This is a genomic window from Nonomuraea sp. NPDC050310, from assembly GCF_040655795.1.
In the GTDB taxonomy this organism is placed as follows: Bacteria; Actinomycetota; Actinomycetes; order Streptosporangiales; family Streptosporangiaceae; genus Nonomuraea.
This window is the reverse complement of sequence record NZ_JBFAKP010000029.1, coordinates 16952-35489: the sequence shown is the minus strand read 5'-3', so window position 1 is coordinate 35489 and position 18538 is coordinate 16952. Positions and strand designations below refer to the sequence as shown.

The following is an 18538-nucleotide window of genomic DNA, read 5'->3' as shown; positions in this document are numbered from 1 at the left end:
CGTTCTCGTCGGTCAGCTCTCGTGGATCGGCGGCGTCAGGCCTTCTTGCCGACCAGCCGCACGTTCTTGATGATGATGGGGTTCTTCGGGGCGGTGGAGCCCTGGTCGTTGCCCATCACGTCGCCGTCGTTGACCAGGAGCTCTTCCTTGTCCAGCTTGTCCATCCACTCCAGGCCCTTGGTGACCATGCCGATCGGCGTGTAACCGCCGCCGATCTGCGCGTTCTCGTCGGCCAGGGAGATGGCGAACTGGCTGCTGCTCTGGTTGAACGCCTCGCTGGGCTGGGTCAGGAAGACCACGCCGCGGGTGTACTGCACGGCGTCCACGGCCTCGTCGGGGATGAAGTAGCCCGCGGTGCCCTGGCCGTCGGTCGGGTTCTTGCCGTCGGCCTTGGCCTTGGGGTCGCCGCACTGCAGCATGAAGACGCCGGCCTGCTCCGGGGTGACCAGGCGGTGGCACTTGGTGTTGTCGTAGAAGTTCTTGGCCGCCAGGAAGGCCATCGAGTTCACCGAGCACGGCGTGAGCTTCGCGTCGAGCTGGATCTCGATGTCGCCGCGGTTGGTGGTGATCAGCATCTTGTCGTAGTTCCCGCGCGGCCTGGCCGGCGGCATTCCCACGAACTTCTGCGGCACGCCGCTGGTGTCCCGCTTGTAGTCGCAGGTCACCGGGCCCTTGGGCCCTTCCGTCTGGCCGTCGGCCAGCGGCTCGGCCGAGGCGGAGGCGGACGTGGAGGGGTCGGGCGCCACGGTCACGGGCGGCGCCACGGCCGTGTTCGAGCCGGCGTCCTCCGGCCGCGTCATCGCGAAGGCGGTCACGCCGCCGCCCACCACGGCCAGGGCAACGACCGCGCCGATGATGGCGTTCCGCTTGCTCTTGGCGGCTCTGCCCTCGGCGGCGCGCTGCGCCTGCCGCTCCTTGTGCTCCTGCGCCATCCGGCTCAGGCGGTCCTCGCCGCTCACCGTTCTCCTCCAGTTTGCCAACACATGACGAAACAACTCCGCGAATGCTACCCGTCTTGGAATGTGCTGGACGTAAGTGACGGAAAGTGACTGAAGTGGCGGGAACCGGAGCACCGTACGATCCGTAGTAGTTGAAAAAGAAACGGAGTGCGTCATGTTCGACGAGGTTCTCGGCCTGCCCGCCCACCCGCTGATCGTCCATGCCGCGGTGATCTTCACCCCGCTGCTGGCGCTGGTCGGCGTGGCCTACGCCGTGCTGCCCCGCTTCCAGCCCCGGCTGGGCTGGGCCGTCGTCGGGCTGTCGGTCATCGCCCCCGGCGCGGTCTTCGCCGCCCGGCAGAGCGGCGGCGCGCTGAAGGAGGCCCGCTTCTCCGGCGTCGACGACGCGCTCAAGGCCAAGATCGCCGAGCACGAGAGCTACGCCACCCCGCTGCTGCTGGTCACGCTCGGGCTGGCCGTCGCCGCCCTGGCCATGGTCTTCGTCCCCAAGGGCGTGGCCAAGACCGTCGCCTCCGTCGTCACCGTGCTGCTCGCGCTGGCCGCCGCCTACTACGTCTTCCGCTCCGGCGACTCGGGAGCGAGAGCCGTGTGGGGCCTGTAATCTCGGCTTGTGGAGAGTCTGTTCGATTCGGCGGCTGAGGAGGCCACTCCGCAGCCGCTCGCGGTGCGCATGCGGCCCCGCAACCTCGACGAGGTGCTGGGCCAGCGCCACCTGCTCGGACCCGGCACCCCGCTGCGCCGCCTCGTGGAGAGCGAGGCGCCGATGTCGCTGTTCCTGTGGGGACCGCCCGGCACCGGCAAGACCACGCTGGCCTACGTCGTCGCCGGCGTCACCAAGCGCCGCTTCGTGGAGATCTCGGCCGTCTCGGCCGGCGTGAAGGACGTGCGCGCCGCCATCGACACCGCCCGGCGCGAGCTCGGCATGACCGGCCGCCAGACCGTGCTCTTCGTCGACGAGGTGCACCGCTTCAACAAGGCCCAGCAGGACGCGCTGCTGCCCGCGGTGGAGAACCGCTGGGTCACCTTCATCGGCGCCACCACCGAGAACCCGTACTTCTCCGTCATCTCCCCGCTGCTGTCGCGCTCGCTGCTGCTCACCCTGGAGTCGCTGTCCGACGACGACGTCCGCGCCGTGCTGGAGCGGGCCGTGACCGACGAGCGCGGCCTGGCCGGCCGCGCCACCCTGGCCCCCGAAGCCCTCGACCACCTGGTACGGCTGGCCGGCGGCGACGCGCGCCGCTCGCTCACCTACCTGGAGGCGGCGGCGCTGCTGGCCGACGAGATCACCGTCGAGGTGGTCGAGAAGGCCGTCGACAAGGCGGCCGTCCGCTACGACCGCCAGGGCGACCAGCACTACGACGTCATCAGCGCCTTCATCAAGTCGATGCGCGGCTCCGACGCCGACGCCGCGCTCCACTACCTGGCCCGGATGATCGAGGCCGGGGAGGACCCGCGCTTCATCGCCCGCCGCATCGTCATCTTCGCCTCCGAGGACGTCGGCCTGGCCGACCCGACCTGCCTGCAGACCGCGGTCGCCGCCGCCCAGGCGGTCCAGCTCATCGGCCTGCCCGAGGGAGGCATCAACCTGGCCCACGCGGTCATCCACTGCGCCACCGCGCCCAAGTCCAACGCGGTGATCAAGGCCATCGGCGCGGCCTCCGGCGACGTGCGCAAGGGCCTGATCGGCCAGGTCCCCGGCCACCTGCGCGACGCCCACTACCCGGGCGCCGCCAAGCTCGGCCACGGCGAGGGCTACAAGTACCCGCACGACTTCGAGCACGGCCTGGTCCGCCAGGACTACGCGCCCGCCGAGGTGCGCTCACGCCGCTACTACGAGCCCACCCGGCACGGCGCCGAGGCGCCGATCGCCGAGCGCTGGGCCAAGATCCGCGCCTTCCTGCGGGGGGAGTGAATGCTCCACCACGTCGAGCTGTGGGTCAGCTCGCTGGAGGAGACGCTGCCCAGCATGGCGTGGCTGCTCGAACGCCTCGGCTACACCGAGTTCCAAAACTGGCCTGGCGGGCGCTCGTGGCGGCACGGCGAGACCTACATCGTGCTGGAGGAGTCGCCCGACGTGCGGCGCGAGCCGTACGACCGGCTCCGGCCCGGGCTCAACCACCTGGCCTTCCACTGCGCCGACGTGGACGAGGTGACCGCCGAGGCGCAGGCCCACGGCTGGCGGCTGCTGTTCGTCGACCGCCACCCCCACGCCGGCGGCCCCGGGCACTACGCCGCCTACCTGGAGAACGCGGCGGGCTTCGAAGTGGAACTGGTCCGGTCGCGATAGGGTCTTCCCCATGCTTACCGCAGGAGAGCTCGCCGGACTCCTCGTCGCCGTCTTCTGGGCGATCCTCGTCTGCTTCCTGGCCGTCGTGCTGGTCAAGCTCGCCCGCTTGCTCACCGAGACCACCAGGATGGTCGCCGACCTGAGCAACAAGGTCGTGCCGCTGCTGGAGGAGGTCTCGGCCACCGTCGGCGAGACCAACCGCCAGCTCGTCGCCGTCGAGGCCATCGCCCACGACGTCAAGCAGGTCAGCGGGCACGCCGCCAGGCTCAGCGGCATCGTGCAGACCCTCTTCACCGGCCCCCTGGTCAAGCTGTCCGCGCTGCTCCACGGCATCGGGGTGGCGCTGGGCGCGCAAAAGCGGAAGGCGATCACCCGGCGATGATCCGCAGGCTGTTCTACATGGCGCTCGGCGCCGCGCTCACCCTCTGGGTGCTGCGCAAACTCCAGGCTCTGCACCCCCAGCACGTGGCCCGCCGTACCGCTGATCGCGCGGCGAGCATGCTCGTGCAGGTGAGAGACTTGACCCAGCACGCGCTCGACGAGGCCGCCGAGCGCGAAAACGAGTTGCGGGCCCGCTTCGGGCTCGACGACTCTGCCACCACCACAAACTAACGAAAAGGATGGCCGAGACATGGAGTCGGCAGAAATCGCGCGCCGCTTCCTGCGCTTCTTCGAGGAGCGTGGGCACAAGATCGTGCCCTCGGCCAGCCTGATCGCCGAAGATCCGACGCTGCTGCTGGTGAACGCGGGCATGGTCCCGTTCAAGCCGTACTTCCTGGGGCAGCGAAAGCCTCCGGCGGCCCGGCTGGCCAGCGTGCAGAAGTGCGTGCGCACCCCCGACATCGAAGAGGTCGGCAAGACCACGCGGCACGCGACGTTCTTCCAGATGCTGGGCAACTTCTCGATCGGCGACTACTTCAAGGAGCAGGCGATCCCGTTCGCCTGGGAGCTCCTGACCCGGTCGGAGTCCGACGGCGGCTTCGGCTTCCCGGAGGAGAAGCTCTGGGTCACCGTCTTCCTCGACGACGACGAGGCGATCGAGATCTGGAAGAAGGTCGGCGTCTCCGAGGACCGCATCCAGCGCCGCGGCCTGGAGGACAACTACTGGCACATGGGCGTGCCCGGTCCCGGCGGCCCCTGCTCGGAGATCTACTACGACCGCGGGCCCGAGCACGGCCTGGAGGGCGGTCCCGTCGCCGACGAGGACCGTTACCTGGAGGTCTGGAACAACGTCTTCATGCAGTACCAGCTCAGCGAGGTCCGCTCGAAGGTCGACTTCGACGTGGCGGGCGAGCTGCCGGCCAAGAACATCGACACCGGCATGGGCCTGGAGCGCATGGCGACGATCCTGCAGGGCGTCGACAACCTCTACGAGATCGACACGACCTACCGCATCCTCGACCGGGCGGCCGACCTCACCAAGACCCGCTACGGCCGCGACCCGCGCGCCGACGTGTCGCTGCGCGTGATCGCCGACCACGTCCGCACCAGCACCATGCTGGTCGCCGACGGCGTCGCCCCCTCCAACGAGGGCCGCGGCTACGTGCTGCGCCGCATCCTGCGCCGCTCCATCCGCAACCTGCGCCTGCTCGGCTCGGGCGAGGAGCGCTACATGCACGAGCTCACCGCGACCACCATCGACGCGATGGGCGAGACCTACCCCGAGCTCAAGGCCGACGCGCCGCAGATCCACGCGGTCATCGACGCGGAGGAGGCCTCCTTCCTGTCGACGCTGCGCACCGGCACCGCGATCTTCGACGTGGCCGTCGAGGAGACCAAGCGCAAGGGCGGCGCCCGCCTCGGCGGCGAGCAGGCCTTCCAGCTTCACGACACCTACGGCTTCCCGATCGACCTCACCCTCGAGATGGCCTCCGAGCACGGCCTCCAGGTCGACGAGGAGGGCTTCCGCCGGCTCATGAAGGAGCAGCGCGAGCGCGCCAAGGCGGACGCGGCGGCGAAGAAGACCGGCAACGCCGACATCTCCGTCTTCGGGCAGATGCTGGAGAAGGCGGGCAAGGTCGAGTTCCTCGGCTACGACACCACCACCGCCGAGTCCGGCGTGATCGGCATCCTCGTGGGCGGCATGAGCGTGCCCGCGGCCGACGCCGGCACCGCCGTCGAGGTCGTGCTCTCGCGCACCCCGTTCTACGCCGAGGGCGGCGGCCAGCTCGCCGACCAGGGTGTGCTGCGCACCGCGGGCGCGGTCGTCGACGTCACCGACGTGCAGTCGCCGCTCGGCGGCCTCGTCGTGCACCGCGGCAAGGTCCGCAGCGGCGAGCTGCGCCTGGGCGACGAGGTCCAGGCCGAGGTCGACGTCGAGCGCCGCCGCGCGATCTCGCGCAGCCACAGCGCCACCCACATGGTGCACCGCGGCTTCAAGAACTTCCTGGGCGAGACCGCGGCGCAGGCCGGCTCGGAGAACTCGCCCGGCCGCTTCCGCTTCGACTTCACCGCCGCCGGCGCGGTCCCCGCGGCCGTCCTGCGCGACGTGGAGGACGAGGTCAACGCGGTCCTCATCAACGACCTCCAGGTCAACGCCTTCTACACCTCCCAGCGGGAGGCGCGGGCGATGGGCGCGCTGGCCATGTTCGGCGAGAAGTACGGCGAGGAAGTCCGCGTCGTCGAGATCGGCGACTACTCCCGCGAACTGTGCGGCGGCACCCACGTGCACAGCTCCGGCCAGCTCGGCCTGGTCAAGATCCTCGGCGAGCAGTCCGTCGGCGCCGGCGTGCGCCGCGTCGAGGCGCTGGTCGGCATCGACGCCTTCCGCTTCCTGGCCAAGGAGTCGGTGCTGGTCGCCCAGCTCACCGAGCAGCTCAAGGCCCGCCGCGAAGAGCTGCCCGAGCGCATCGACGGCATCGTCTCCCGGCTGCGCACCGCGGAGAAGGAGCTCGAGAAGCTGCGCTCCTCCCAGGTGCTCGCCATCGCCGGCGAGCTGGCCGCGCAGGCGCGCGACGTGAACGGAGTCTCTCTGGTCACGCACCGCGCGCCTGATGGCACCAGCGCCGACGACCTGCGTAAGCTCGCGCTTGATGTGCGCGGCAGGTTCCCGGCCGACCGCGCGGCGGTCGTGGTGATCGCCGGAGCCCCCAGCGACAGGCCGGTCGTGGTTGCCGCGGTCAACGAGGCGGGACGCACGCGCGGGCTCAAGGCCGGCCAGCTTGTCGGCGTCGCCGCCAAGGCGCTTGGGGGTGGCGGTGGCGGTAAGGACGACGTCGCGCAGGGCGGGGGGACTCGGGTCGAGTCCATTGCCGACGCACTGCGCCAGGTGGGCGAGTCCGTCTCGGGACAGCTCGGCTGAGATGAGGTTCGGCACGCGGCTCGGCATCGACGTCGGGTCAGTCCGCATCGGCGTGGCGCGCAGCGACCCCTCGGGGATGCTCGCCACGCCGGTCGAGACCGTCAAGCGCGGCAAGGGCGACCTGCACCGCATCTCCCTGCTGGCCGCCGAGCACGAGGCGGTCGAGGTCGTGGTGGGCCTGCCCACCTCCCTGTCGGGCCGTGAGGGGCAGGCGGCCGCGCTCGCGCGCGCCTTCGCCGAGCAGCTCGCCGTACGGCTGGCGCCGATCCCGGTGCGGCTGTTCGACGAGCGTCTCACGACCGTCGCCGCCGCCGCCGGCCTGCGGGCCAGCGGGGTGAAGGCCAAGAAGCAGCGCGGGGTGGTCGACCAGGCCGCCGCGGTCGTCCTGCTCCAGGACGCGCTCGACGTCGAGCGCGCCACCGGGAAACCACCCGGCAAACCCGTCGATCCGCCCCCTGCGGCGGACGGCGGGGCCGGCGATGCGTGAGCGCGACGACGACTCCGGCTTCTTCTGGCGCGACGACACCCCCGAGCCCGCAACGGACGGTGGATCCGAGGACCCTTCCCCAGGATCCACCCCAGCCCACGCGTCCACCGAGGGTGCCACCCCTTCTCCAGGGTCCACCCCAGCCCACGCGTCCGCCGACCCCGGCGACCCGTCCTCAGGCCGTGCGTCCGCCGACCCCGGCGATCCCTCCTCAGGATCCACCGCAGCCGGTGCGTCCGCCGAGCCCGGCGTCCCCTCCCCAGGATCCACTCCAGCCCGCGGGTCCGGTTCCGGGGAGCCGGGGACGGGCGGGCCTACCGCGAAACGGAAGGCCGTCCGCCTCCTGACCGGCCTGGCCGTCTCGGCCGCCCTGCTGGGCACGGTCGCCTACCTGGTCGTCAAACCCCGCCTGGTCCCCGAGGACTTCGAGGGCGCCGGCACCGGCTCGGTGACCGTCCACATCCCGGCGGGCGCCACCGCCTCCCAGGTCGGCGAGACCCTGGCCGGCGCGGGCGTGGTGGCCAGCGCCCGCTCCTTCACCAACGTGACCATGGAACGTGGCAAAGCGGGCAGCCTGCGCCCCGGCCACTTCCAGCTCCGCCGCGGCATGGCCGCGGAAGCGGCCCTGGACCTCCTGCTGGCCCCGGTGTCGAGGGTGGTCAAGAAGGTGACCGTCCCGGAGGGCCTGCGCCTGACCGAGGTCTTCGCCCTGGCTGCCAAGGCCACCGGCTTCCCGCTGGCCGACTTCCGCTCGGCCGAGGTCTCCACCCCGTACGGCAAGGGCCTGGAGGGCCTGCTCTTCCCGGCCACCTACGAGGTCGAACCCGGCCAGACCGCCGCCGACCTGCTGAAGGCCATGGTCGCCCGGTTCGCCCAGGCGGCCGAGCAGCTCGGCGTCGCCGAGGGCGCCGAGCGCCTGGGCCTGGAGCCGCTGCAACTGGTCACCGTGGCCAGCATCGTCCAGGCCGAGGGCGGCAGGGACGCCGACTACCCCAAGATCGCCCGCGTGATCTACAACCGCCTCCGCAACGGGACCCCGCTGCAACTGGACACCACGGTGCTCTACGCCCAGCGCCGGCACACCCTGCGCGTGCTGGAGAGCGACACCCGGGTCCGCTCGCCGTACAACACCTATCTGCGCCCGGGCCTGCCGCCCGGACCGATTTCCAACCCGGGGGAGAAGGCCCTGCAAGCTGCCCTGCGCCCGGCCGAGGGCGACTGGCTCTGGTTCGTGACCACGGATCCGCAGCGTAGAATCACGAAATTCACCGACAAAGAGAGTGAGTTCGTGAGATACCGGGAAGAGCTGAACGAAAAACTCGGCATGAACTGATCACTCATGCGTGTCGGCGGCGCTCCGCGCGTCGCCTAGCATGGCTACTCAGTGTGATAATCGCTGGTCACCCGCACTTGGCCGGCGGTCCCCCACGTTCAGCCCGGTAACCCCCACCGGTTTGGCGCATCCCCTTGACGCCGGCCCGGCCCTACCGGGAGATTGGCGAGCGCACCTATGAACGATCTCGACTTCGACACCATGCTCGGCAGCGAGCCCCGCGGAAACAGACGCGCGGCCCGCCGCCGGCGCAAGCGCGCCGGCCGGGGCCGATTCCTGGCGCCGTTGCTGGCCTTCATCGTGCTCGCCGGCATCCTCGGCGGGGGCGGTTACTACGGCTACCTGTGGGTCACCCAGGCGATGGTGCCCGACGACTACACCGGCGCCGGCAGCGGCGAGGTCAGCGTCGAGATCAAGTCGGGCCAGAGCGCGGCCGAGGTCGCCGAGGAGCTGGTCCGGCTCGGGGTGGTCAAGAGCGCCCGCGCCTTCACCAACGCGATCGAGTCGGCCGGCAAGAGCAGCTCGCTGCAGCCGGGCACCTACGAGATGCGCAAGGGCATGTCCGCGGCCAACGCGGTCGCGATGCTCGACTCCGGCAAGCGGGTGACCAAGAAGGCACTGATCAAGGAGGGCCTGCGGCTGACGGACACGATCTCCGTGCTGGCCGAGGCGACCGGCAAGCCGAAGGACGAGTTCACCGCCGCCGCCAAGAACCTCGGCGACCTGGGCCTGCCCGCCTACGCCAAGGGCCTGGAAGGCTACGCCTTCCCCGCGACCTACGAGTTCCAGCCCAAGGACAGCGCCTCCGACGTGCTCGCCAAGATGGTCCACCGCTTCGGCGAGGCCGCCGACAAGGTCGGCCTGGAGAGCGGCGCCAAGAAGCTGGACCTCACCCCGCACCAGGTGGTCATCATCGCCTCGATCATCCAGGCCGAGGCCGGCCGGCACGAGGACATGCCGAAGATCGCCCGGGTCATCTACAACCGGCTCGCGCTGCCGATGAAGCTCCAGATGGACAGCACCACCATGTACGGGCTCAAGAAGTACGGCACGCGCGCCACCCACGCCGACACGCAGTCGAAGTCGAAGTACAACACCTACTACTGGGAGGGCCTGCCGATCGGGCCCATCGCCAACCCCGGCGAGGACGCCCTGGACGCGGCGCTCAACCCGGCCAAGGGTAGCTGGCTGTACTTCGTGGCGACCGACCCCAACAGCAACGTCACCAAGTTCGCCACTACGGAGGCGGAGTTCCGGGTGCTGGAGGCGGAGCTCAACCGCAACAGCCAGTAGGGTCTGAGCCCGTGGGTCACAGTCAAGCCATGCGCGCCGCGGTGCTCGGTTCCCCGATCGAGCACTCGCTCTCGCCCTTCCTGCACCGGGCCGCCTACGCCGCGATGGGCCTGGACGGCTGGCGTTACGACGCCTTCGAGGTGGGCGAGGACCGGCTGCCCGCCTTCCTGGCCGCCCTGGACGGGCCGTGGGCGGGGCTGTCGCTGACGATGCCGCTCAAGCGGGCCGTGCTGCCGCTGCTCGACTCGGTCTCCGAGCTCGCCGTCGAGGTGGGCGGGGCGAACACGGTGATCTTCCGGGACGGCGGCGCCCACGGCGACAACACCGACGTGTACGGCATCGAGCAGGCCCTGGCCGAGGCGGGCGTGCCCGCGCCGCGCAGCGCGCTGGTGCTGGGCGGCGGAGCCACCGCCGCCTCCGCGCTGGCCGCCCTGCGCAACCTCGGCCTGGGCGAGGCCACGCTGGCGGTGCGCGAGCCGGCCCGGGCGGGGGAGACCCTCGCGGTCGCCGAGCGCCTCGGCGTCGCCCTGCGGGTCGAGCGGCTGGACAAGCTCGACGCCCTCCTCGACGTGGACCTCGTCGTCTCGACCCTGCCGGGCCGCGCCGCCGACGAGCACGCGGTACGGCTGGCGCGGGTGCCGGCGTTGTTCGACGTGGTCTACTCGCCGTGGCCCACCGCGGCCGCGCTTGCCGTACGGCAGGCGGGCGGGACGGTGGTCGGCGGGTTCGCGATGCTGCTGCATCAGGCGGTGCGGCAGGTCGAGCTGATGACCGGCCGCACCGGCGTGCCGGTCGAGGCGATGCGCGCGGCGGGCGAGGCCGAGCTGAGCCGGCGGAGTGCTCCGGCGGGTTGATCCGGTGGTCAACCCGGTGGTCGGCCCGGTGGTCGGCGCGGTGATCCGGTCCGCCGGGATGATTTCGAGCTCGCGCGTGGTTGTGGTAACGTAGCTCGTCGATCGGTCTGGCACTTCCGCCAGACGCGCAAGCGGAGGTCTCCCTCCCACCTGAGTCGCCGCGAGGCGGCCGGGTCCAGGATCACGCCGGACTTCACTCCGGGGAACTCGCACCAGCGGGTTCAGTGGCCCCGCATGCGCGACGTGCGGGGCTTTTGGTTTTCCTCCAGCAGGTTCTCCAGGGCCCCGAGCACGACGAGCATCGTAGGGATCGCAAACCTAGGAGGCCCCATCAGCACTGAGCCCCGCATCAACGAGCGCATCCGTGTGCCCGAGGTTCGCCTCGTCGGCCCCAACGGTGAGCAGGTCGGCATCGTCTCGATCCACGACGCGTTGAAGCTCGCCCAGGAGGCCGACCTCGACCTCGTCGAGGTCGCGGCCACGGCACGACCGCCCGTGTGCAAGCTCATGGACTACGGCAAGTTCAAGTACGAGTCCGCGATGAAGGCGCGCGAGGCGCGCAAGAATCAAGCGCACACGATCATCAAGGAGATCAAGCTCCGGCCGAAGATCGACCCGCACGACTACGAGACCAAGAAGGGTCACGTGGTGCGGTTCCTCAAGGCGGGGGACAAGGTCAAGGTGACGATCATGTTCCGCGGGCGTGAGCAGTCGCGTCCGGAGCTGGGCTTCCGCCTGCTCCAGAAGCTGGCGGACGACGTCAGCGAGCTGGGCTTCGTGGAGTCCCACGCCAAGCAGGACGGCCGAAACATGATCATGGTGATCGGTCCGCACAAGAAGAAGGCCGAGGCGAAGGCCGAGAAGGCGGCCGCCAAGGCGCAGCGGGAAGGCGCGGAGCCGGGCGAGAGCCTGGACGACGGGGAGTCGTAACGCTCCGTTCGGGTTAGCCTTACTGGCGGACCGCCGCCGCCGACGTTCCGATCGTCGACGGCCTGGCGACAGCCGCGGGTGACCCAGCCACCGCAGACCGGGATGCCGCCGCCCGGGCCGGGCCCCGAGGCCCGCCCGGCGCGCGGCGCCAGGCGGGACCGGCCTGATCCCCATCGGGCCCGGCAGACCGCCCAGGAGGACGGGGGAGGAAGTCGCGATCGCGGCTGCCCTGCTCCGTGTGAACGACGATTTTGAGGGAGAGACGGCATATGCCGAAGATGAAGACGCACAGTGGTGCGAAGAAGCGGTTCAAGCTGACCGGCTCTGGCAAGATCAAGCGGCGTCGTGCGAACCGTGCGCACTACAACGAGTGGAAGTCGTCCACCCTGACGCGCCGTCTCAAGAACGATGTCGTGCTGTCCGACGCCGACTCCAAGAAGATCAAGAAGCTGCTCGCTAAGTAACGCGACGAACCCCGGGGAGATAAGAACATGGCACGCGTGAAGCGGGCGCTCAACGCCAAGAAGAAGCGCAGGGTCGTCCTCGAGCGGGCGAGCGGTTACCGTGGCCAGCGGTCGCGCCTTTACCGCAAGGCCAAGGAGCAGATGCTCCACTCGATGACCTATGCCTACCGTGACCGCAAGGACCGCAAGGGCGCCTTCCGCCGCCTGTGGATCCAGCGCATCAACGCCGCGGCCCGCGCCAACGGCATGACCTACAACCGCCTGATCCAGGGTCTGCGCCTGGCGGGTGTCGAGGTCGACCGCAAGATCCTGGCCGACCTCGCGGTCAACGACGGCCAGACTTTCGCCGCGCTCGTCGAGGCCGCCAAGAAGGCCCTTCCGGCGAACGTGAACGCGCCGGTCGCCGGCTGATCCAGCGACTTCGCCTAGGGCTCACCGACGTTGTCCGGTGGGCCCTTCGCCTTTTTCACGCGGCGCCCCGGCGGGGCGGGCCGCTCGCTTCCGATGGGATGGGGGACGCATGACGGGGTCCGAGCTCACCAACGTCCGCGCGCCGCGGGTCAAGGCCGCGCGCCGGCTGACCAAGCGCTCCTTCCGCGAGCAGGACCGCAGGTTCCTGGCCGAGGGCCCGCAGGCGGTGCGCGAGGCGCTGCGCCTGGACGGGGTCACGCTGGAGGTGTTCGCGACCGGTGAGGCCGAGCTGCGCCATGCCGACCTGCTGGCCGAGGCGCGGCTGGGCGGGGCCGAGGTGCACCGCGCCAGCGGCGAGGTGATGGCCGAGCTGGCCCAGACGGTGACGCCGCAGGGGCTGCTGGCGGTCTGCCGCTTCGTGCACGTCCCCCTGGAGGAGGCGCTCACCGCCGAGGCGCGGCTGGTGGCCGTGCTGGCGCACGTGCGCGACCCCGGTAACGCCGGCACGGTCCTGCGGACGGCCGACGCCGCCGGGGCCGACGCGGTGGTGTTCACCGACGCCTCGGTCGACCCCTACAACGGCAAGTGCGTGCGGGCCAGCGCGGGCAGCCTGTTCCACCTGCCGGTCGTCATCGGTGCTCCGGTGACGCGTGCCGTACAGGATCTGAAGGCGCGGGGGCTGCGCGTGCTGGCGGCCGACGGCAGCGGCAAGCGGACCCTCGACGAGGTGGACCTGTCCGGTCCGACGGCCTGGGTGTTCGGCAACGAGGCGTGGGGGTTGCCGCAGGAGGTGCTCGACGTGTGCGACGAGGCCGTCCGGGTGCCCATCTACGGACAGGCCGAGAGCCTCAACCTGGCGACCGCGGCCGCTGTCTGCCTGTACGCGTCCGCTCGCGCTCAGCGCTCCCCGGCCTGACGGGAAACCCGCTATTGTCGGCGTTGTAGGTCGAGGAGGCGGGGTTCGTGCACGGCGAGGAAACCGGCGGTCAGGCGGCGGACTCGGCGTGCGGCGGGAGCCCGAGGGCTCCCGAGAGCATGATCACCATCGACGACCTGCCCGACGGTCTCATCGTCGCCGGGCGGCACGGGCAGGTGCTGGCGGTCAACCGGGCCGCCGAGCGGCTGACCGGCGTCAGCGCCGAGCGCGCTAGCGGCCAGGTGATGGACGACGTCTTCCCCTTCCGCGACCACGACGGCCGCGAGTGGTGGAAGTCGCTCGACGTGCACAGCGGCCTGCGCACCCGCACCCGGGTCCCCGAGCGGCCGGTGCACCTGCCCGGCGGCCAGGAGCTCTATGTCGCCGCGCGGCTGGTGCGCGAGCCCGAACGCGGCGGCGAGGTGCAGCGCGTGACGATCACCCTGCGGGACGGCGGGGCCCGCACCCGCCTCGAACGCAGCCGCGCCGACCTGGTCACCACCGTCGCCCACGAGCTGCGCTCGCCGCTGACCAGCGTCAAGGGCTTCACCGCCACGCTGCTGGCCAAGTGGGAGCGCTTCACCGACCAGCAGAAGCGCGTGATGCTGGAGACGGTCAACCACGACGCCGACCGGGTGACCCGGCTGATCACCGAACTGCTCGACGTCTCCCGCATCGAGTCGGGCCGCCTGGAGGTGCACCGGCAGGTCGTCGACCTGCCCGCCCGCGCCCAGCGCGTCATCGCCGGCCGGATCGCCGCCGGGGAGCCGCCCGACCGCTTCGACCTGCGGGCCGCGGCCGACCTGCCGGAGATGTGGCTCGACCAGGACAAAATTGACCAGGTTCTCGCCAACCTGGTCGAAAACGCCGTGCGCCACGGACGCGGTAAAGTGACCATAGACATCGAATCCGTCGGCTGGGGAGCTGCTGTGAGCGTGCGAGACCAGGGCGAGGGCATCGCGCCCGAGCTGGCTCCGCGCGTCTTCCGCCAGTTCTGGCGCGGCAACAGCCGCCGGCGCGGCGGCACCGGTCTCGGCCTGTTCATCGTGAAGGGCCTTGTCGAGGCGCACGGCGGCACGATCACCGTGCAGCGTGCCCCCGAGGGCGGCGCCGAGTTCCGATTTACCGTGCCCACCGGCACACCCGACTTCGCCTGACGAGGTCGCCGGCCCCGGTGGGCTTCCAAGGTTTTCCACAGGCGCCCCGAGCGGCGCGATCCCTTCGGCGTGACCCGGCTAGACTCGGGTCCGCTCAAGCCCTGGATACGGAGCTATGTCTTGTCTGACTACGACCCCGTCGAGGTGACCCCGTTGCATGCCGACGAGGTGTCCCGCATGGAGGCCGACGCCCTCGCGGCGATCAAGGCCGCCGACAGTCTCGACGCACTCAAGCAGGTCCGGCTCGCGCACGCCGGCGACCGCTCGCCCATCGCCCTGGCCAACCGTGAGATCGGTGCGCTGCCGCCGGCCGCGCGGTCGGAGGCGGGCAAGCGCATCGGCGGCGCGCGCAAGGCGATCAACGAGGCGCTCGCCGCCCGGCAGACCGAGCTCGAAGCGGAGCGCGACGCCCGCGTGCTGGTCGAGGAGGCCGTCGATGTGACGCTGCCGTGGGACCGCCGCCCCGTCGGCGCGCGCCACCCGCTCACCACGCTGCAGGAGCGCATCGCCGACACCTTCGTGGCCATGGGCTACGAGGTCGCCGAGGGCCCCGAGCTGGAGGGCGAGTGGTTCAACTTCGACGCGCTCAACATCGCCACCGACCACCCGGCGCGCTCCGACCACGACACCTTCTTCGTGGAGTCCACCGACTCGGGCAAGGTGCTGCGCACCCAGACCTCGCCGGTGCAGATCCGCGCGCTGCTCACGCGCGAGCTGCCGGTCTACGTCATCTCGCCCGGCAAGGTCTTCCGCACCGACGAGCTCGACGCCACCCACACCCCGGTCTTCCACCAGGTCGAGGGCCTGGCCGTCGACAAGGGCCTGACCATGGCGCACCTGAAGGGCACGCTCGACCGCTTCGCCGAGGTCATGTTCGGCGAGGGCATCACCACGCGCTTCCGCCCCAACTACTTCCCCTTCACCGAGCCCTCGGCGGAGCTCGACCTCAAGTGCTTCGTCTGCCGCGGCGCCTCGGCGATCCCCGGCAACCCGCACTGCCGCACCTGCAAGTCGGAGGGCTGGATCGAGTGGGGCGGCTGCGGCATGGTCAACCCGCGCGTGCTCATCGCCGCCGGGGTCGACCCGTCGGTCTACTCCGGCTTCGCCTTCGGCATGGGCGTGGAGCGGACGCTGATGTTCCGCCACAACGCCGAGGACATGCGTGACATGGTCGAGGGCGACGTCCGCTTCACCCTCCCGTTCGGAATGGAGATCTGATGAGGGTCCCGCTTTCCTGGCTGCGGGAGTATGTCGACCTCCCCGCGGTCACCGCGCAAGAGGTCGCCGACCGGCTCACCGCCGCCGGACTCAAGCTGGAGGCCATCACCTCCCACGGCCACGACGTGAAGAACGTCGTGGTCGGGCAGGTGCTGGCCATCGAGGAGCTGACCGGCTTCAAGAAGCCGATCCGGCACTGCGTCGTCGAGGTCGGCCCCGGCAACCAGGGGGCCGAGCCGCGCCAGATCGTCTGCGGCGCGACCAACTTCGCCGTCGGCGACAAGGTGCCGGTCGTGCTGCCCGGGGGCGTGCTGCCCGGCGGCTTCGAGGTCGGCGCGCGCAAGACCTACGGCCGGCTGTCGGAGGGCATGATCTGCTCCGAGCGCGAGCTGGGCCTGGGCGACGACCACGACGGCATCATGGTGCTGCCCGCCGACACCCCGATCGGGGAGGACGTCGTCGAGCTGCTCGGCCTGCGTGACGAGGTCCTGGAGCTGGAGATCACCCCCGACCTGGGGTACTCGCTGTCCATCCGCGGCGTCGCCCGCGAGGCGGCGACCGCCTTCGAGGTGCCCTTCCGCGACCCGGCCCTGATCGGCGCCGAGGCGATGGCCGCGGCCGACGCGGACGCGCCCGGCTCCTACCCGGCCTCCATCGCCGACGACAGCGCGTGCGACCGTTTCGTGCTGCGCGAGGTCTCCGGGTTCGACCCCGGCGCGCGCAGCCCGCTGCGGATGCGCACGCGGCTGACCCGCGCCGGCATGCGCCCGGTCTCGCTGGCCGTCGACATCACCAACTACCTGATGCTGGAGCTCGGCCAGCCGCTGCACGCCTTCGACCGGACCAAGCTGTCCGGCGAGATCGTGGTGCGCCGGGCCCGCGCGGGGGAGAAGCTCGAGACGCTCGACCACGTCGTGCGCACGCTCAACCCCGACGACATCCTCATCACCGACGACTCGGGCCCGATCTCGATGGCCGGCACCATGGGCGGCCTCGAGACCGAGATCTCCGACAGCTCGACCGAGATCGTCATCGAGGCGGCGCACTTCTCCGCCTCCGGCATCGCCCGCGAGTCGCGCCGGCACGGTCTGGTCTCCGAGGCGTCCAAGCGCTTCGAGCGCGGGGTCGACCGCGAGCTGCCGCTCATCGCCTCCTGGCGGGCGGTGCAGCTCCTGGCCGAGCTGGGCGGTGCCCAGGTGCGGCCGGGCGTCACGCACGCCCAGACCGAGGTCGAGCCGCAGCGGATCGCCATCCCGACCGGGCATCCCGGCGCGGTGGCGGGCATCTCCTACCCGCGCGAGGCGGTCATCGCCCGCCTGGAGCAGGTCGGCTGCCTCGTCGAGGCGGGCTCCTCGCCCGCCGGGCGGCGCGGCGGCGTCGACGCCACCGGGGTCGTCTCCGGCGGCGAGGTCGACCTGTCCGTGATCGGCGACGACATGATCACGGTCACCCCGCCGTCGTGGCGGCCCGACCTGACTGACCCCAACGACCTGGCCGAGGAGGTCATCCGGCTGGAGGGCTACGACAAGCTGCCCTCCGTGCTGCCGAAGGCCCCGGCCGGGGCCGGGCTGACCGAGGGGCAGCGCCTGCGCCGCCGGGTCGGCCGGGCGCTGGCCGCCGCCGGGTATGTGGAGGTGCTGGCCTACCCGTTCATGGGTGAGCGTGACCTCGACAACCTGCTGCTGCCCGCCGACGACTCGCGGCGCCTGGCCACCCGCCTGGCCAACCCGCTGTCGGAGGACGAGCCGCTCATGCGGACCACCCTGCTGCCCGGGCTGCTCAAGATGCTCGCCCGCAACGTGGGCCGCGGCTTCGCCGACGTCGCGTTGTTCGAGAACGGCCTGGTCTACCGGCCGCGGGCCGGGGCTCCTGCCCAGGCGCCCGTGCTCCGCGTCGACCGGCGGCCCTCGGCGGAGGAGCTCGCCTCCGTCGCCGAGGCGTTGCCCGCGCAGCCGTACCGGGTCGCGGTCGTGCTCGCCGGTGAGTTCGAGCGGTCCGGCTGGTGGGGCAAGGGCCGTGCGGCCGGGTGGGCGGACGCGGTCGAGGCCGCCCGCACCATCGCGCGTGCTGCGGGGGTCGAGCTGAACGTCTCCGCCGACCAGCACGAGCCGTGGCACCCGGGCCGCTGCGCCGCCCTGTACGTGGGGGACACCCTCGTCGGCCACGCCGGCGAGCTGCACCCGCGCGTCATCGAGGCGTACGGCCTGCCGCCGCGCACGAGCGCCATGGAGTTCGAGCTCACCCGGGTCGAGGCGCACCTGACCGGGCCGGTCGAGACGCCGCGGGTGGCGTCCTATCCGGTGGCCACCCAGGACGTCGCGCTCATCGTGCCCGACTTCACCCCGGTGGCCGACGTCGAGGCCGCGCTGCGCGACGGTGCGGGCGAGCTGCTGGAGTCGGTGCGGTTGTTCGACGTGTACAGCGGGGAGCAGGTGGGGGAGGGGCACAAGTCCCTGGCCTACACGCTGCGCTTCCGTGCGGCCGACCGGACGCTGACGGTGGAGGAGACCACCGCGGCCCGTGACGCCGCCGTCGCGGTCGCCGCCGACCGGGTGGGCGCCCGCCTCCGCGGCGCCTGACCTTGCACGCGGGCCGGCGGGCCCATCGGTTCTCTGCGGGGATCCGGTGGGCCCGCCGGCGTTTTCCGGGAGGCCTGCGGGTGGCGGGATACTGGGGCGATGAGGCAGCTGCTGGTGTTCGAGGAGCGCGACGACGCCGAGGAAGCGGCCGAGACCGTGGCGGAGTGGCACCCATGGCTCGGCATCCCGAAGGTGGTGCGCGAGACGCTGGCCGGTGAGGACGACGCGGAGGCGGCCCAATGGCTCGTGGTCGTGGAGGACGCGGACGACCGGCTGACCCGCGAGGACCTGACCCGGCTGGACGAGCTGGCCGAGCAGGCGGGCGGCTGGCGCGAGCAGGAGTGATCGA

General features: G+C 71.3%; 19 protein-coding genes. 18 read left to right on the top strand and 1 reads right to left on the bottom strand.

The features are described 5' to 3' along the window. Nucleotides 1-35: 35 nt before the first annotated feature. Nucleotides 36-959, bottom strand: coding sequence for a peptidylprolyl isomerase (locus AB0I67_RS38915; RefSeq protein WP_357934830.1), 924 nt, complete (start codon nucleotides 957-959; stop codon nucleotides 36-38). 154 nt (nucleotides 960-1113) lie between these two features. Here AB0I67_RS38915 and AB0I67_RS38910 point away from each other — a divergent pair, with 154 nt between their 5' ends. The 18 genes from AB0I67_RS38910 (at nucleotide 1114) to AB0I67_RS38825 (ending at nucleotide 18534) form a co-directional block, all read left to right on the top strand. After that, nucleotides 1114-1560 (top strand): DUF2231 domain-containing protein, encoded by a 447-nt coding sequence (locus AB0I67_RS38910; RefSeq protein ID WP_357934827.1) that lies wholly within the window; start codon nucleotides 1114-1116, stop codon nucleotides 1558-1560. A 9-nt stretch (nucleotides 1561-1569) separates the two neighbouring features. Further along, complete coding sequence (locus AB0I67_RS38905; protein WP_357934825.1) at nucleotides 1570-2871, top strand: replication-associated recombination protein A; 1302 nt, start codon at nucleotides 1570-1572, stop codon at nucleotides 2869-2871. After that, nucleotides 2872-3246 (top strand): VOC family protein, encoded by a 375-nt coding sequence (locus AB0I67_RS38900; RefSeq protein ID WP_357934822.1) that lies wholly within the window; start codon nucleotides 2872-2874, stop codon nucleotides 3244-3246. A gap of 10 nt (nucleotides 3247-3256) precedes the next feature. Continuing rightward, nucleotides 3257-3628 (top strand): DUF948 domain-containing protein, encoded by a 372-nt coding sequence (locus AB0I67_RS38895; protein ID WP_357934819.1) that lies wholly within the window; start codon nucleotides 3257-3259, stop codon nucleotides 3626-3628. After that, nucleotides 3625-3858, top strand: a complete 234-nt coding sequence (locus AB0I67_RS38890) for a hypothetical protein (protein WP_357934816.1) — start codon at nucleotides 3625-3627, stop codon at nucleotides 3856-3858. The genes AB0I67_RS38895 and AB0I67_RS38890 overlap by 4 nt, the downstream gene beginning before the upstream one ends. A gap of 19 nt (nucleotides 3859-3877) precedes the next feature. Continuing rightward, nucleotides 3878-6547 carry an alanine--tRNA ligase gene (alaS, locus tag AB0I67_RS38885; protein WP_357934813.1) on the top strand — a complete coding sequence of 890 codons (2670 nt, stop codon included), beginning with the start codon at nucleotides 3878-3880 and terminating at the stop codon, nucleotides 6545-6547. A 1-nt stretch (nucleotide 6548) separates the two neighbouring features. Next, nucleotides 6549-7034: a Holliday junction resolvase RuvX gene (gene ruvX, locus AB0I67_RS38880; RefSeq protein WP_357934810.1), complete on the top strand. Its 486-nt coding sequence runs from the start codon at nucleotides 6549-6551 to the stop codon at nucleotides 7032-7034. Next, nucleotides 7027-8367 (top strand): endolytic transglycosylase MltG, encoded by a 1341-nt coding sequence (gene mltG / locus AB0I67_RS38875; protein ID WP_357934807.1) that lies wholly within the window; start codon nucleotides 7027-7029, stop codon nucleotides 8365-8367. The genes ruvX and mltG (AB0I67_RS38875) overlap by 8 nt, the downstream gene beginning before the upstream one ends. A 177-nt stretch (nucleotides 8368-8544) precedes the next feature. Then, complete coding sequence (gene mltG / locus AB0I67_RS38870) at nucleotides 8545-9660, top strand: endolytic transglycosylase MltG (RefSeq protein ID WP_357934804.1); 1116 nt, start codon at nucleotides 8545-8547, stop codon at nucleotides 9658-9660. 29 nt (nucleotides 9661-9689) lie between these two features. Beyond that, the gene (locus AB0I67_RS38865) at nucleotides 9690-10514 is read left to right on the top strand and encodes a shikimate dehydrogenase (RefSeq protein ID WP_357934802.1); all 825 of its coding nucleotides are present in this window, start codon (nucleotides 9690-9692) and stop codon (nucleotides 10512-10514) included. A gap of 330 nt (nucleotides 10515-10844) precedes the next feature. Further along, a complete protein-coding gene (gene infC / locus AB0I67_RS38860; RefSeq protein WP_357934957.1) occupies nucleotides 10845-11444 on the top strand; it encodes a translation initiation factor IF-3 in 600 nt (199 codons plus the stop codon). Between the two features lie 269 nt (nucleotides 11445-11713). Next, nucleotides 11714-11908, top strand: a complete 195-nt coding sequence (rpmI, locus tag AB0I67_RS38855) for a 50S ribosomal protein L35 (RefSeq protein ID WP_357934799.1) — start codon at nucleotides 11714-11716, stop codon at nucleotides 11906-11908. A gap of 27 nt (nucleotides 11909-11935) precedes the next feature. Continuing rightward, nucleotides 11936-12319, top strand: a complete 384-nt coding sequence (gene rplT, locus AB0I67_RS38850; protein WP_357934796.1) for a 50S ribosomal protein L20 — start codon at nucleotides 11936-11938, stop codon at nucleotides 12317-12319. 109 nt (nucleotides 12320-12428) lie between these two features. Further along, nucleotides 12429-13235: an RNA methyltransferase gene (locus AB0I67_RS38845; RefSeq protein WP_357934793.1), complete on the top strand. Its 807-nt coding sequence runs from the start codon at nucleotides 12429-12431 to the stop codon at nucleotides 13233-13235. A gap of 119 nt (nucleotides 13236-13354) precedes the next feature. Beyond that, nucleotides 13355-14392: an ATP-binding protein gene (locus tag AB0I67_RS38840; RefSeq protein ID WP_357934954.1), complete on the top strand. Its 1038-nt coding sequence runs from the start codon at nucleotides 13355-13357 to the stop codon at nucleotides 14390-14392. A 177-nt stretch (nucleotides 14393-14569) separates the two neighbouring features. Further along, nucleotides 14570-15610, top strand: coding sequence for a phenylalanine--tRNA ligase subunit alpha (pheS, locus tag AB0I67_RS38835; RefSeq protein WP_357934951.1), 1041 nt, complete (start codon nucleotides 14570-14572; stop codon nucleotides 15608-15610). Continuing rightward, nucleotides 15610-18189: a phenylalanine--tRNA ligase subunit beta gene (locus tag AB0I67_RS38830; protein WP_357934790.1), complete on the top strand. Its 2580-nt coding sequence runs from the start codon at nucleotides 15610-15612 to the stop codon at nucleotides 18187-18189. The genes pheS and AB0I67_RS38830 overlap by 1 nt, the downstream gene beginning before the upstream one ends. 99 nt (nucleotides 18190-18288) lie before the next feature. Then, nucleotides 18289-18534 carry a hypothetical protein gene (locus AB0I67_RS38825; protein ID WP_357934787.1) on the top strand — a complete coding sequence of 82 codons (246 nt, stop codon included), beginning with the start codon at nucleotides 18289-18291 and terminating at the stop codon, nucleotides 18532-18534. Nucleotides 18535-18538: the final 4 nt, after the last annotated feature.